This window comes from Gallibacterium genomosp. 2, assembly GCF_000771895.1.
GTDB lineage: Bacteria > Pseudomonadota > Gammaproteobacteria > Enterobacterales > Pasteurellaceae > Gallibacterium.
This window is the reverse complement of record NZ_JPXY01000021.1, coordinates 1-15,343: the sequence shown is the minus strand read 5'-3', so window position 1 is coordinate 15,343 and position 15,343 is coordinate 1. Positions and strand designations below refer to the sequence as shown.

Genomic DNA, 15,343 nt, shown 5'->3' with positions numbered 1-15,343 from the left:
TTTAAAGAAGGTATTATGATGAACGGAAAACTAAAAAAAGCCCCTTTTTTAAAAGATCAACCGAATGCACCGCTTAATGAAATGATCATTTTAGCCGGTAGTGAAGCGTGGCAAGCGTGGGGAAATGGAAACGGGCAATATTGGCATTTATTAACGGAACGAATAAGAAGCGATTACAAGCAAAAGCCAGTGATTTTAGGTTATGACCAATTGCAAGATTTGAGGCTTTTTAGAATTGCGCCGGAAAATCAAAAAGCGATCCGTATCGTTCAATATGGCACGTTAAGCAGTGATCAAATTGATAGTATTTGCATTAACTTAGCCAAGCACACCGAAGCGGACAGCGTGTTGTTATGCAACAATGTAGGCGAATTAGAACAAGACTTAAGCGGTTATATCAAAAGAATTAGAGAGGGCGACAGCGTAGCGGAAACCGTGCAAAAAATGACAATGCCGGAAATTGAAGATAAAACGTTGCCTTATATTGAATATCGAGATGGCAAGTTAAGCGGTTTATATTATGTTGTTCCTAAAACAGATAAAGAAGGCGATATTATCAACGAAAAAGCGACGTGGCTTTGTGATAATCTTGCTATTGTTGGACGTGGTATCAATCAAAATAACCATTTTTACTATATATTTGAATGGAAGCACGCACTAAATAAAACCATTGTTAGGGAAGCTATTCCAGCAGCTGATTTAGGTAAGGCGCAAGCGTGGGATCATTTTAAAAATAACGGTTTGAGAATGTCCGCTTGTGAACAGTTAAAGCAGCTTGTTGATTATTTTCACGCCAAAGGCGAATGCACTCAAAATTGGATTGTAACCAATATGACCGGATGGCAAGGCGGTGCTTATTTATTACCGAATGGCGAGATTATAGGCAACCCAAGCCAGCCAATCGCATTCACAGCTAAAAGCGCAAGCAAGCACGGCTACAGCACCGCCGGCACGTTGGAAAGTTGGCAAAATGAAATAGGGCGTTATGTTGTAGGCAATGCCACGATGATGTTAGGCGTTGCCACCGCGTTGGCGAGTCCTCTTCTAAATTTACTTAACGCCGAGCCGTTTGGCGTTCACCTTTACAACCAATCAAGCAAAGGCAAAACAACCACCCTAAATATTGCCAATAGCGTTTATGGCAACCCGAAAGAAATTATTTTAACGTGGAACACCACACCGCAAGGCATTAACAACGAAGCAACCGCACGGAATGATGGATTTATCACGCTTGACGAGTTAGGGCAAGCCAAGCGATTTTATGAAGTTGAAAATATCGCTTATTCACTGTTTAATGGCAGCGGACGCATTCAAGGAATGAAAGAGGGCGGAAACCAAGAGATCAACCGCTGGAAAATCACCGCTTTATCAACCGGCGAAAAAGACCTAGAAACTTACCTGCAAAGCAAAGGTATAGCTATCAACGCCGGTCAATTGGTGCGCTTGCTCAATATTCCTATTTCAGAGCCGGCGCAATTAGGCGAATTCACTAACCAAAAAGCACACGCCGACCACCTCAATGAAATGGCGTTAAAAAATTATGGCGTGATAGGGCGCAAATGGATCGCTTTTTTAACAGAGAATAAAGCGTTAGTAGCGGAAACTTATAAAGCCTATAATCAACAATGGCTTAACAGATTGCCAGAAGAAGCCAGCTCACAAGTGCAAAGAGTTGCCAGCCGTTTTGCTATTTTAGAAACCGCCTTGCAATTAGCCGCTAATTTGACGTTATGGAACGAAAAACAGAACAGCGAAGCATTAATAAAATGTTTTAATGATTGGCTTTCTGATTTTGGCACGAATAACCGAGAAAAGACGGTTATTCCTGAACAGTTGCTAGGCTGGATTTTTGAAAACAGAGATAGCCGATTTATTGAATATCCATTTAAACCGATAGAAAGCCCAATCAAGAACACCGCAGGTTATAGAATATTGGCAAGGCAAAACACAGAGGAACAGGAACATTTTTATATTTATCCAAAAGCCTTTAAGGAAGCGTTAGGCGAATATCCGTTAAAAATCGCTTGCCCTATTTTGGCTGATGTTGGAATGTTGGCTAGGGGAAACGAGAAAGACCGAGAATATTTAGTTAGATTGCCAAAGCATTTGGACGAGCGAAGGCCGAGAGTTTATCTAGTTTATCCGGTAGAAGTCGAGGAACAAGAAACGCCACAAAATGAAACAAATAATTAACATATCAAGAGCCGGCAAAAATAGCCGGCTTTTTTATTGGCAGAACATCAAAAATTTTTCCTCAAGATGATAAATATATATGGTACATATGGGACAATTGGGACAGATATAAATATATATAATAATATCAATAATTTATAATTTTTATTAAGTCCCAAAAGTTTTTAATTTGTCCCAAGTTGCCCAAATTAAAAATTAACTAAAAATAGTGTCCCTTAAAATTTCCCTATTCTGCCCATATAGGATGGGACAAAAAAATGACTTTAACTAATTGATTATAAATATCTTTTTTTTCGTGTCCCATTTGCCCAGCGTCCCAGCCGTTTTACACTCACCCAGCCGGAAACACTCACGCAAGCAAAAACGCCAACATATCAACAGCACAAAAAAAGAAACATTTTTTTAACAAAAATAAATTTTTTGGCTGATATACATATTTTTTCTTTTTTGATAGGATCGCTCAATCAAAGGGGGCGTTATTACTCCCCATTTAACTACCCAATACATTTAGAGTTGATGAATAAAGCGAATAAAATCAATAAGTTATCATTAAAGATTGAAGTTGCCCACGTTCGCCATTTTATTAATTTATCCAATTAAATCAAATAGTTATGTCTAATGAAGATCAGAAGTTTATGCAATATGCGCTAGCATTGGCGGATAAAGCGGCGATGATGGGAGAGATTCCTGTCGGTGCAGTGCTGGTGGATGAGCAGGGTAATATTGTGGCAGAAGGCTGGAATCAATCGATCACTTTATCCGACCCGACTGCCCACGCCGAGATTATGGCTTTACGCCAAGCAGGGCAGAAATTGCAGAATTATCGGCTATTGAATTTAACACTTTATGTAACGCTGGAGCCTTGCCCAATGTGTGCCGGTGCTATTTTACATAGCCGCATTAAACGCTTGGTGTTTGGTGCAAGCGACTATAAAACCGGAGCCATCGGTTCACGTTTTCATCTGTTTGAAGATTATCGAATGAATCACATTGTGGAAATTACTGCCGGCGTGTTGGCAGAGGAGTGTAGTGCCAAAATCAGTCAATTCTTTCAAAAAAGGCGAGCTGAACAGAAACAGGCAAAACAAACTAAAGCCTATGTCATATAACAAATTATTATTAATATCCTTACTACTCATATGTGAATTATGATTTATAATGTACAGCCTGAAATTTTAACTTTTCGTATGTAGGTTTGTTTATGTGTCAATTATTGGGAATGAATTGTAATACACCGACCGATATCGTGTTCTCATTTGAAGGGTTTCGCCGTCGTGCCGGTATTACCGATTGCCATTCAGATGGCTTCGGCATTGCGTTTTTTGAAGGCAAAGGTGTGCGCGTTTTCCGTGATGATAAACCTTGCAGCTCTTCACCGATTGCTGATTGCGTGAAGCAATATCATATCAAGTCACTCAATGTGATTGCACATATTCGTAAGGCGACACAGGGCAATGTAAATCTAGAGAATACTCATCCGTTTATGCGTGAAATTTGGGGTGAAAATTGGGTGTTTGCCCATAATGGTAATTTAACCACATTGCCTGATTTATCCGATTGCCGAGCACAACCTATCGGCACCACTGATTCCGAAGCGGCGTTTTGCTATATGACCGAGTTTTTAAAACGTCGTTATTTGCGTAAACCGGGCGAAGATGAAATTTTTGATGCTGTTTACGAAGTTAGTCAAGAGTTGTCAAAACTGGGTACATTTAATTTTATTTTATCCAATGGGCAGTTTATGATTGCGCATTGTTCAACATTTTTGCACTATCTAACACGTAAAGCACCGTTCGGTAAGGCATTCCGTGTGGATGATGACGGCTTTATTGATTTTAATGATTATGCTAAACCGGGTGATAAAGTGACCATTATCTCAACCCAACCGCTTACCAAAAATGAACATTGGACCAAAATGGCACACGGTGGCTTTGTGATGTTCAAGGATGGGGAAAAGGTGAGGGAAATTGTTGGGGTTGAGCAAGAAATTAAGGATGATGGCACACTTGGTAATATGAAAATTGCTTAAGCGTTGAATTTGTTCCCAATGAAATGTGAAAAGATGGCGTTATATACGCCATCTTTTTTATGCCGGGGAATAGGCATATAGAACAAAATATTAATAAGGATCTAACCCTAATACTTTACGACCGTTGGTGCTGGCGATGTCGACCATCTGCTCTAAATGAGGGAAACGGCAGCCGGCTGTTAAAAGGCTAAGCTCCTGCCACATATCGCCTTCGCATAACGGCACCATATAGTCACAGATATTATCCGTACCGATTGCAACCGTAATCCCTTCCGGAATCATTTCATCTGCCGGCGTTAAGGCATTATGGAACGGCATCAAATCCTCTTTACGGTTGCTGTCAATCCACGCCATTGGGCAAGCGATAATCATCATTTTCGCCTGACGCATCTTTTCATACAGTTTATAACGATATTCACGAGAGTGCGCACCGATAGAAATGCCGTGAATCGCCACAACACGCCCTTCCATTCCGTGTTCAATCGATTTATCACATAACTGTTCGGTTTCTTTCTCTTCCGGCGTATTAAATTGGTCAACGTGGACGTGCAACATTTTCCCCAAGGATTTCGCTTTATCCATCAGAATATCCATTGCTTCCAAACCTTTACCGTATTCCAACTCATCACGGTAAGGTAAGCCACCGATAATATCGACCATTTCAGAACCTAAATCGAACCAATGTTTTGCCACCGGATCGATGACGCCTTTCAGTGTTTGATTGGCGAATTTCAATTCAATGTCATTTTTATAGACTTCTCTTGCTTTGTGCGCTGCGATAATGGCGCGATCTTCACAGATAGGATCGATATCTACGAATGTGCCGAAAGCGGTAACGCCTTGCGAAATCATTAACTCGATGGCTTGGCTGAAGCGGGCGTAATAATCTTCAACGCTGGAATTACGTTTCACCTCATCCACCAAATCCCATTTTTGTTGCAGATTGCTGTTGTGATAAATATGCATTTTTTCTGGGGTCATTGTGAATGCGCGGTCTGCGTGAGCATGAGAATTTACCCAACCGCCTTTTTTGATAATTTCGTCACGCACATAGGCTTTAAAAGTACGAATATGGTTCATTGTGTTTGCTCCAGTGTTGATTTATTGGTTGAATGAGTGAAACCTGAATCGCAAGCAAAAAAAAATCCTCAATAAATGAGGATTTTAAAAATAAATAACAAACAACAATGGACTTAATTTTACCACTTGTTGATAAGCTGAGTTTGCCACGCTGTTTGTTTGATAAACTTGCATTTTTGGTTCCAGTCTATAAGCACTGGGGCGGCAGTATAAAGAGTATTCATTGAAAACTCAACCACTTTTCATTAATTATTTTTACGCCAAAATGCCTTGCAAGAAAATTGCAAAGATTATCAATGGAATAACGATACCTAATAACAGCCGTAATAGCGTTGTCCAAATGGTATCGGTAGCACAAATTTGCGCTCTGATTTTATCCCAACGCCACCAAGCAACGAACAGCGTTAACAAAATTTCACCCAACGGCATCAATAGATTCTGTGTCGATTTATCCAAGGCGTCAAAAATATTGTAACCGAAGATTTTGTATTCGCTCCAAGCCCCCAAAGAGAGGGAAGCACCGATACCGAGCAAGAAAAATAGCACGAATGAAATAACACCGGCTTTAAGACGATGTAATTTAAATTCATCAATCAGAAAACTGACTAACACTTCAAGCAAAGAGATCGAAGAGGTTAATGCTGCGACTAACAATAAGGCGAAAAACAGCATTGCCAATAGATGCCCGAACGGCATACTGGCGAAGACTGCCGGCATTGTGATAAAGGTTAAGCCGGGACCGGCACCGGGTTCAAAGCCGAAAGCAAAAACTGCCGGTAACACCATTAAACCGGAAAGAACACAGGTTAATAATGTAAGCAGAATCACCCAGACGGATGAGCTGACCAATTTCGCCTCAGGGCCGACATACGAACCGTAGGTAATCATAATGCCAATGCCTAAAGACAAAGAGAAAAATGCCAAACCAAGTGCTTCTAACCAGGTTTTACCATCAATTTTGCCGAAATCCGGCAGTAAAAAGAATTTAATGCCTTCGATTGCTCCCGGCAGTGAAACGGCACGACCGATTAAAACCAACATTAAAATCAACAGGATTGGCATTAAATATTTAGAGATGCGTTCAATCCCTTTTTCCACGCCTGAAACGACGGTAAACAGAGTGAGGAAACCGAAAATAAAGTGGTAAATAAGCGGTTGCCAAGGATCGGTGATAAAAGAAGAGAACAAATTGCCATTGATGGTGGGATCGGTGGAGCCGGCAATGCTTCCGGTCATTGATTTCACCAAATAAGCGACCGTCCAACCGCCGACCACGCTATAAAAAGAGAGAATAAAAAAGGCAACCAATACGCCCATAATGCCGATAATGGACCATTTGTTATTGCCTAATTTGCGGAATGCACCGATTGGCCCTAAGTGTGTGGCTCGACCGATCGCCATTTCGGTAGCCATCAGAATTAAGCCTAAAGTCAGACTGATAAAAAGATAAATTAACAAGAATGCGCCGCCGCCTTGTGTGGCGGTAACATAAGGGAATTTCCACACTGCGCCTAAGCCGATGGCAGAACCGGCGGATGCCAAAATAAAGCCAAGGCGTGACCCCCATTGTGAACGAGCCATAAAATAATCCTCAAATGAAATAAAAAATTTGTATAAAAAGTAATGCCAATAAGTTGAACTGGAATAAGATTTAAACGGTTTATCAAAAAATCACGCTCCAACCTTGCGGCGGAGCGAGAATAGCGATAAAGTCCGTTATTATTGACAATTTGCGGCACATTATACCCGATAACGTTTTAATTAAAACCCAAATGAAAGACAGCACGTTAATCAACCTTTTTCTTGATGAACTTTGGCTAGGCAAAAATTTATCGCAAAATACTATCGCCAGTTATCGTTCGGATCTTAAATTTCTGAGTGAATGGCTGGAAAAGCATCATTTAACCTTGCAACAGGTGCAGTATCTTAATTTGCAGGCGTTTCTTGGTGAACGTTTACAACAAGGCTATAAAGCGACAAGTTATTCACGAATGTTAAGTGCAATGCGGAAACTGTTCCAATATCTGTATCAGGAAAAGTATCGTGAGGATAATCCTTGTTCACTGCTCACTTCACCAAAATTACCGGCACGTTTGCCGAAATATTTAACTGAAAGCCAAGTGACCGATCTGTTAAATACACCGGCAACAGAAAATGCGTTGGAACTGCGTGATAAAGCAATGTTGGAGTTGTTATATGCGACCGGTTTGCGAGTGAGCGAATTGGTTTCTTTAACGACAAATAATATCAATTTGCAGCAAGGTGTGGTGCGGGTTATCGGTAAAGCGGACAAAGAAAGATTAGTGCCGATCGGCGAAGAGGCTAATTATTGGATACAACAATTTATTCTTTATGGTAGAACAGAATTGTTAGGCGGGCAGAGCAGTGATATTTTATTTCCAAGCCGACAGGGTAAATTGATGACACGACAGACATTTTGGTATCGTATTAAACATTATGCTAGTTTAGCAAATATTGATGCAGATAAATTATCGCCGCACGTTTTGCGGCACGCTTTTGCTACACATTTAGTTAATCACGGTGCTGATCTGCGTGTAGTACAGATGTTATTGGGGCATAGTGATCTTTCTACAACGCAAATTTATACACACGTTGCCAAAGAACGCTTAAAACAGTTACATAGCAAATTCCATCCTCGTGGATAAATGACAGGAAAAATTCAAGGTGCGATCAGCGCACCTTGAAACAGAGAGAATTATTTTACAAAACCTACAGCTTGGTAAACCTTATCCAAGGTTTCTTTTGCTTTTGCTCTTGCTTTTGCTGCACCTTCGTGCAAGATATTATTTAATAATGTTTCATCATTGCGGAAATGGTAATAACGTTCTTGTAATTGAGTTAACATTGCGCTTACTTCATCTGCAACTGCACCTTTTAGATGACCATACATTTTGCCTTCAAATTCAGATTCCAATTCTGGAATGGACTTTTCAGTAATCGCCGAGAGAATGCTTAATAAATTGGACACGCCCGGTTTATTTTCAACATCAAATTTTACGCGAGGCGGTTCTTCAGAGTCGGTCACTGCACGTTTGATTTTTTTCGCCACCGCTTTCGGATCTTCCAATAAGCCAATCACATTATTGCGATTGTCATCCGATTTTGACATTTTTTTATTCGGATCAAGCAAGGACATCACTCTTGCGCCGGCTTTTGGAATGAAAACTTCTGGAATAGTGAAAATATCGCCATAAAGCGCATTGAAACGTTGCGCAATATCACGTGTGATTTCAAGATGTTGTTTTTGGTCATCGCCGACCGGCACTTGTTTGGCTTGATATAACAAAATATCTGCCGCCATCAAAACCGGATAAGTAAACAAGCCAACGCTGACATTGCCTTCATAGCGTGCGGATTTATCTTTAAATTGTGTCATACGCCCCATTTCGCCGAAATAGGTGTAACAATTTAACACCCACGCTAATTGCGTATGCTCAGGCACGTGAGATTGTACGAAAATTGTGCTTTTATTCGGATCAATACCGCAAGCCAAATAAAGTGCCAGAACATCTAAAGTCGCTTTATGCAAAGCAACCGGATCTTGACGGACAGTAATAGCGTGCAAATCTACCACACAGAATAAACATTCATAATCATCCTGCATTTTAACCCATTGGCGTAAAGCACCGAGATAGTTACCAATCGTCAATTCACCGGAAGGCTGAACGCCGCTAAATACAATAGGTTTACTCATTTTCTTTCCTTCATTCTATTCAACAATAGTTAAAATTTGTGCAAAATCACTAAACACCCAATCAGGATGAGAATTAGCAATCGGAATATTATAGTTGTAACCGTAAGTTAACCCGACCACTGAACAGCCGGCGGCACGAGCAGCTAAAATGTCATTTTTAGAATCACCGACAAATAATAATTCTTTAGGCAAAATCCCGAATTTACCACATAGATAAAATAATGGTGCAGGGTGAGGCTTAATTGCTGGTAATGATTGACCGCCCAATGTTTCGGAGAACAGATGCTCAATACCGAATGCTTTCAACACCGGAATGACGTGTTGGGTCGGTTTGTTGGTGACTACCGCTAGAATAAACCCTTTCTGTTTTAATTGTTCTAAAGTCTGTTTTACATTTGGAAATAACTGACTTTTATTACAAATATTTTCACCGTAATAGTAGTTAAAACGGGATTTAATCTGCATTAACTGCTCAGTATTCGGAGAAAAATTTGCCCATTCCAATGCACGTGCTAATAAAATATCTGCGCCATTACCAATCCAAGTTAACACTAACTCTTCATTGGGTGTTGGTAAATTTAATTCCTTTAATGTATTGCTAACGGCTAAAGCGAGATCCGGTAAACTGTTAACCAATGTTCCATCTAGATCAAAACCGATAGCTTTAAATTGACTCATAGTTTTTCCTTATTATTTATGGGCGTGAGCAAGTTGCTCACGCATTGCTTGAATAACCTGTTGATAATCAGGCTGACCGAAAATTGCCGATCCGGCAACAAACATATCCGCACCGGCACGAGCAATTTCAGCGATGTTATCCACTTTAACACCACCATCTACTTCTAAACGAATATCTCGGTTGCTTGAAGTAATGCGTTGACGGGCTTGACGCAATTTATCTAATGCGTGTGGAATAAAAGATTGTCCGCCGAACCCAGGATTAACTGACATAATTAAAATAATGTCAAGTTTATCCATAACGTGATCTAAATAATGTAACGGTGTGGCTGGATTAAATACTAACCCTGCTTGACAGCCGAGATCTTTGATTAATTGTAATGAGCGATCGATATGTTCACTTGCTTCAGGATGAAATGTGATTGAAGTAGCTCCGGCTTTGGCAAAATCGGGAATTAAACGATCAACCGGCTTCACCATTAAATGCACATCAATAGGAGCGGTAATGCCGTCATCGCGTAAAGCCTGACAAACTGCAGGTCCGAAAGTTAAATTCGGCACATAATGGTTGTCCATCACATCAAAATGGATAACATCAGCTCCGGCAGATAGCACCTTTTTTACATCATCGCCAAGATGAGCAAGATTGGCGGATAAAATGGACGGTGCAATAAGATAAGGTTTCATAATCAGCTCCCAATAGTCAACGCAATAAACGCAAGTAGTGTACTACTTAATCAGTATTTTTAATAGCAGAAGTTTCTAATTGGTACTATTGAAATAATATGGCAGATACAAAAAAGCACGGCATTTGCCGTGCTGATGTTGATTAACTCAAGAGGAGGGAGGGTTATTCAACGGTAAGTTTTTTGCCATCAAAGCTTAATTCCTGTACGGAGGTTAAAGCCTTACCGCCATCAGTTTCACCACCGATGAGTAATACTTTGTTACCGTAAGATACGCTGACGCCATAGCCTGCACCTGCCGGTAAATTGCCGACCACTTTCCATTTGCCTTTATCCAAACTGTAGACTGCGGTTTGATAGGCTTTTTTCAAACCTTGGTGAGCAAAGAGTTTGCCTTCTTTGAACTGTTTGGTTGCGCCTGGGAAGTTAGCACCTCCGGTGACTAAAAGGTGACCGTTGCTATAACCGGCATATGCACCTGCTAAACCGTCTTGTGCTGTGCCTTTTTGCGGTTTAGGTAAGTTAGGTAAATTTTTCCAATCGACAGTGCCGTGTTTATTGAATTTACCTTGCTCTGTTTCTGCTGTTCTTAAGCCCGGTTTGATTTCACCGTTAATTACAGTGAGTACATCGCCGTTTACGGTAACCGCCGCACCGGCACGTCCTGAAAATGGAAGCTGTCCTTCATTACGCCATTTATTGGTTGATGGTTGATAGCTGAAGAATGTGGTATTGAAGAAGTAATCTTGTGGACGTTGATTGAAATAGGCTGCCATTACCGCATCTTTCTTCGCCTGATCATCACCGGCTGCGGTGTAATCTTGGAAGTAACCGTTAAAGATAGAAAGATTTGAACCGCCAATCACATAAACTTTATCACCATAATTTACACCGGTTGCACCAACTAAACCAAGCGGTGAGCGAGTCGGTAATTTGCTCCAAGTGTTGTCTTGCGGATTGTAGCTATAGGCATCATTAACAAGCTGTAATTCACCTTTTTCATTTTTTTGTAAGCCGCCGAAAACATAGAGTTTGCCGTCAACGGCGCTGACCACAGGTTGTGAACGATCACCACCAGGGAATGTAGCAATCTCTTTCCAACCGGCTTTCGCATCTTTCAAATTAAGGGCATAAAACTTATCTGCACCTGAACCTAACCCGACATAAACAGTGTCACCGATTAATGCGCCGCCGCCGCTTTTAATCCCGACCGGAAGATCAGGGTATTGTCCGGCTTGTGCTGCAAAAGCGGCTAATGAAAGACCGGCAACGATCATTGAATGAAGAACGGTTTTTTGTAATTTCATAAGATCACCTCTGAGTTTGTGAATAGACCATTCTAAATACGACACTGAATGGGTTAAAAGATAGACTAATGATAAGACTACTCCATTATATTTGTAAATATGGAGGATACCTTTAATTTTCAGAAGTTTGGACGAGATCACAAAAATAACAAAATGCAGCGCTGTTTTCGCTGCATTTTGTCTAAATTTTAAGCTTTAATGGTGTTTAATTATGCTTTTTTCTTGGTAGGGCGTTGCCAACCTTGGATATGTTTTTGTGGCACACGCGTAATCACCAATTCATTTTCGGCAATATCTTTGGTGATGGTAGAACCGGCACCGATAGTTGCACCATCTGCGACAGAAACCGGAGCAACCAGCTGCACATCGGAACCCACGAAAACGTTATCACCGATCGTGGTTTGGAATTTATTGGCACCGTCATAGTTGCAAGTGATGACACCGGCACCAAGGTTGCAATCTTTACCGATCACGGCATCACCGACATAGGTTAAGTGGTTCACTTTGGAGCCGACACCGACAGTCGCTTTTTTGATTTCCACAAAGTTACCGACGTGAACATTATCCGCCAATACCGCACCCGGACGTAATCGGGAGAATGGTCCGACCTGAGCACCTTTTCCGATCACGGCATCTTCAAAAACGGAATAGGGTTTGATTTCCACATCATCTGCAACTTCAACATTTTTTAGCACGCAACCGGCACCGATTTTGACACGATCGCCGAGTTTAACGTTGCCTTCGATAATGACATTAATATCAATTTCGACATCTTTGCCGTGAATCAACTCGCCACGAAGATCAAAACGGTTCGGATCTGCCAACATCACGCCTTCCAATAAAAGACGTTCCGCATTTTTTTGTTGGTAATAACGTTCCAAGCGGGCTAATTGTAGACGATTGTTGACACCTTCCACTTCCATTGGATCTTGCGGATGAACAGAAACCACTTTGCAACCGTCGTGGTGCGCCATAGCGATAATATCGGTGATGTAATACTCTTTTTGTGCGTTATTATTGGTTAATTGTGATAACCATTTTTTCAGGTTTTTGCCGTCACAAGCGAGCAGACCGGTGTTAATTTCTTGAATTTTTAGCTGTTCAGCGGAGGCATCTTTCTGCTCAACAATGCCGATAATATTGCCGTCCGCCTGATTGTTTTCACGCAAAATACGTCCGTAACCGGTCGGATCGTCCAGTTTAACGGTTAAGAGTGCAATGCCGTTTTCCGGTTTTGCAGCAATTAATTGCTGGATAGTTTCTGCACTGATCAAAGGACCATCACCAAATAACATTACAATGGTTTCATTATCATTAAAATAAGGTGCTGCCTGTTGCATTGCGTGACCGGTGCCGAGTTGTTGTGCCTGCAATACCCAATTTACTTTTTCGTTGGCAAGACGTTGTTGCAGCAATTCTGCACCGTGTCCATAGACTAAATGGATCTGATTGGCTCCAAGTTGGGATACGGTATCAATCACGTGTTTAACCATCGGTTTACCGGCGATAGGGTGCAACACCTTAGGCAAATCAGAGTACATACGAGTGCCTTTACCGGCTGCTAAAATCACGACACTAAATGGAAGAGATGACATAAATTCTCCTTACTGTTCAGAATTATTTTGTTGCGCCATACGCAATGCGGTAGGAACTCGACGTTTACCGATATTTTTACTATCACGATGACGTAATTTTACTTTTTTCTTGCTGGTTTGTTCTTTGGCTTGTTGCCGTTTTTGTTTTAAATGTGCTTTCTTTTTCTTGATGACTTTTTTGATCTCATTCACTTTCGGTGCTTTTGTACGAGGCGCAAGATCGTCAATCACTCTAGCCTTCAGAATTTCGCCGGTGTAACGGCAAATTTTACCAAGCAAGGGATAATCGTGCGCTTCAACAAAAGAGATCGCACAACCTTTTTTACCGGCTCTGGCGGTACGTCCGATACGGTGTAGATAAACATCGGCGTTATAAGGTAGATCAAAATTGAAAACGTGTGATATATCATCAATATCAATACCACGAGCAGCCACATTGGTTGCGACCAAAATTGTTACTACGCCATCACGCAATTTCTCAATTGCATTATTGCGTTGTGTTTGTGCCATTTCACCTTCTAAATAGGTGCTACGGATACCTCGTTTACGCAAAATCTCAGCCAGTTCACGCACTTCTTCACGATGGCGTACGAATACAATACCTCTGCTTACTTTTTCGTCAACAATGACACGAGCCAACAATTTGATTTTGTGTTCTTTGCTGTCGGCGTGGTAATACCATTGTTGAATCTTTTTACGTTCACGGCGGCTCGGTTCTGCATTCACCTCAACCGGATTATCCAATAAACGTTGTGCAAAATTGTTTAACTCTTCGCCTTCAAGTGTGGCGGAGAAGAGCATTGTCTGCTTGCGCCAACGGGTTTCAGCGGCAATACGTTCAGCATCCTGACCGAAGCCCATTTGCAACATTCGATCTGCTTCATCAAAAATTAAGATTTCTACCGCACGACAATCGAAATTTTCTTCCTGAATGTACTGGAGCAAACGTCCGGGCGTAGCTATGACCATATCTTGATTTTTATTGAAAATTTCGCCGTGATTTTGATAAGCGACACCTCCGGTAATGGTGGCGATATTTAAAGAGGTGAATTGTGCTAATTGTCGTGCCTGTTCAGCAACCTGCATTGCTAATTCTCTGGTTGGTGTCAGCACTAAAACTCGTGGCGCACCCGGTTTACGGCGAGGAAAATCTAATAGATGTTGAATTGCCGGTAATAAAAAAGCGATGGTTTTTCCGGTACCAGTTGGTGAAGAGCCTAAAACGTCGTGTCCATCCATTGCCGCAGGAATTGCATCAATTTGGATGGCAGTCGGACGATTTAAGCCTTTTTGGGCTAATGCCTTGAGTAATTGCGGATCAAGATCAAATTCGTCAAAATTAGGAATGGTCATAAAAATTCTCGAAAATAAAAAATCAGCCTCGAATTATAGCGAAATTTTATTAAAATATCGCTATTCAATCCTGATCCGAACGATTTTAACAATGGCAAAATCAGACTGTTTTCAGTTTAAGCAATTTAAAATTTATCATGACCGCAGTGCAATGAAAGTAGGTACAGACGGGGTTCTGCTTGGTGCGTGGGCGGATATTGTCGGTGCAAAACGGATATTAGATTTAGGTTGTGGCACTGGATTAATTGCTTTGATGTTGGCACAAAGAAGTACGGCGGATTGTCAAATTGTCGGCGTGGAAATTGAAGAAAATGCCTATTGTCAGGCAGTCGATAATGTGGCGATTTCGCCGTGGTCGGAGCGAGTTACGATTTATCATCAATCTATGCAGCAATTTTGTCGAGAAATATCACAGCGTTTCGATCTTATTGTAGCAAATCCGCCCTATTTTGAACGTGCTAATCAATGTAGGGATCAATCTAGAGAAACTGCACGTTATATTGGTGATTTATCCCATTTGGATTGGTTGCTTGCCGCTGAAAATTGTCTAAGTATGAGCGGTAAAATACAATTTGTATTACCGTTTCAAGCAGGAATCTTTTTGCAACAGCAATTGTTGGCAACCTCATCAAAACTGTGTTGTACAGAAATTTGTTACGTTATTACCAAAGAGGGAAAAATGCCACAAAGAATGTTTGATCTGACCC

13 protein-coding genes are annotated in these 15,343 nt (G+C 41.2%); 5 read left to right on the top strand and 8 right to left on the bottom strand.

Annotated elements, in window-relative coordinates:
- Positions 1–15: 15 nt before the first annotated feature.
- From P375_RS04820 to P375_RS04810, 3 genes are all read left to right on the top strand, one after another.
- On the top strand, positions 16–2,193 hold the full coding sequence (locus tag P375_RS04820) for a DUF927 domain-containing protein (protein WP_084598491.1): 2,178 nt from the start codon (positions 16–18) through the stop codon (positions 2,191–2,193).
- A 611-nt stretch (positions 2,194–2,804) separates the two neighbouring features.
- A complete protein-coding gene (gene tadA / locus P375_RS04815) occupies positions 2,805–3,302 on the top strand; it encodes a tRNA adenosine(34) deaminase TadA (RefSeq protein ID WP_021461418.1) in 498 nt (165 codons plus the stop codon).
- Positions 3,303–3,394: 92 nt separating this feature from the next.
- Positions 3,395–4,222 carry a class II glutamine amidotransferase gene (locus tag P375_RS04810; protein ID WP_039134983.1) on the top strand — a complete coding sequence of 276 codons (828 nt, stop codon included), beginning with the start codon at positions 3,395–3,397 and terminating at the stop codon, positions 4,220–4,222.
- Between the two features lie 90 nt (positions 4,223–4,312).
- Here the strand turns inward: P375_RS04810 and P375_RS04805 are convergent, their stop codons facing one another.
- Both P375_RS04805 and P375_RS04800 read right to left on the bottom strand, forming a co-directional pair.
- Positions 4,313–5,302, bottom strand: a complete 990-nt coding sequence (locus tag P375_RS04805) for an amidohydrolase family protein (RefSeq protein WP_013746467.1) — start codon at positions 5,300–5,302, stop codon at positions 4,313–4,315.
- Positions 5,303–5,557: 255 nt separating this feature from the next.
- On the bottom strand, positions 5,558–6,883 hold the full coding sequence (locus P375_RS04800; protein ID WP_039134980.1) for a sodium-dependent transporter: 1,326 nt from the start codon (positions 6,881–6,883) through the stop codon (positions 5,558–5,560).
- Positions 6,884–7,074: 191 nt separating this feature from the next.
- Here P375_RS04800 and xerD point away from each other — a divergent pair, with 191 nt between their 5' ends.
- Positions 7,075–7,968 (top strand): site-specific tyrosine recombinase XerD, encoded by an 894-nt coding sequence (xerD, locus tag P375_RS04795; protein WP_039134977.1) that lies wholly within the window; start codon positions 7,075–7,077, stop codon positions 7,966–7,968.
- Between the two features lie 50 nt (positions 7,969–8,018).
- On the opposite strand, the gene trpS is transcribed toward xerD, so the two are convergent.
- From trpS to srmB, 6 genes are all read right to left on the bottom strand, one after another.
- Positions 8,019–9,017, bottom strand: coding sequence for a tryptophan--tRNA ligase (gene trpS, locus P375_RS04790; protein WP_039134975.1), 999 nt, complete (start codon positions 9,015–9,017; stop codon positions 8,019–8,021).
- 15 nt (positions 9,018–9,032) lie between these two features.
- On the bottom strand, positions 9,033–9,695 hold the full coding sequence (locus P375_RS04785; protein WP_039134974.1) for a phosphoglycolate phosphatase: 663 nt from the start codon (positions 9,693–9,695) through the stop codon (positions 9,033–9,035).
- 12 nt (positions 9,696–9,707) lie between these two features.
- On the bottom strand, positions 9,708–10,382 hold the full coding sequence (gene rpe / locus P375_RS04780; RefSeq protein WP_039134972.1) for a ribulose-phosphate 3-epimerase: 675 nt from the start codon (positions 10,380–10,382) through the stop codon (positions 9,708–9,710).
- Positions 10,383–10,545: 163 nt separating this feature from the next.
- Positions 10,546–11,688, bottom strand: a complete 1,143-nt coding sequence (locus tag P375_RS04775; protein ID WP_039134969.1) for an N-acetylneuraminate epimerase — start codon at positions 11,686–11,688, stop codon at positions 10,546–10,548.
- A 209-nt stretch (positions 11,689–11,897) separates the two neighbouring features.
- Positions 11,898–13,283, bottom strand: a complete 1,386-nt coding sequence (gene glmU / locus P375_RS04770; RefSeq protein ID WP_039134967.1) for a bifunctional UDP-N-acetylglucosamine diphosphorylase/glucosamine-1-phosphate N-acetyltransferase GlmU — start codon at positions 13,281–13,283, stop codon at positions 11,898–11,900.
- 9 nt (positions 13,284–13,292) lie between these two features.
- Positions 13,293–14,636, bottom strand: a complete 1,344-nt coding sequence (srmB, locus tag P375_RS04765) for an ATP-dependent RNA helicase SrmB (RefSeq protein ID WP_039134964.1) — start codon at positions 14,634–14,636, stop codon at positions 13,293–13,295.
- Positions 14,637–14,727: 91 nt separating this feature from the next.
- Between srmB and P375_RS04760 the strand changes: the two genes are divergently transcribed.
- Positions 14,728–15,343: tRNA1(Val) (adenine(37)-N6)-methyltransferase (locus P375_RS04760; RefSeq protein WP_245176424.1), on the top strand; the 616-nt coding region annotated here is incomplete at its 3' end.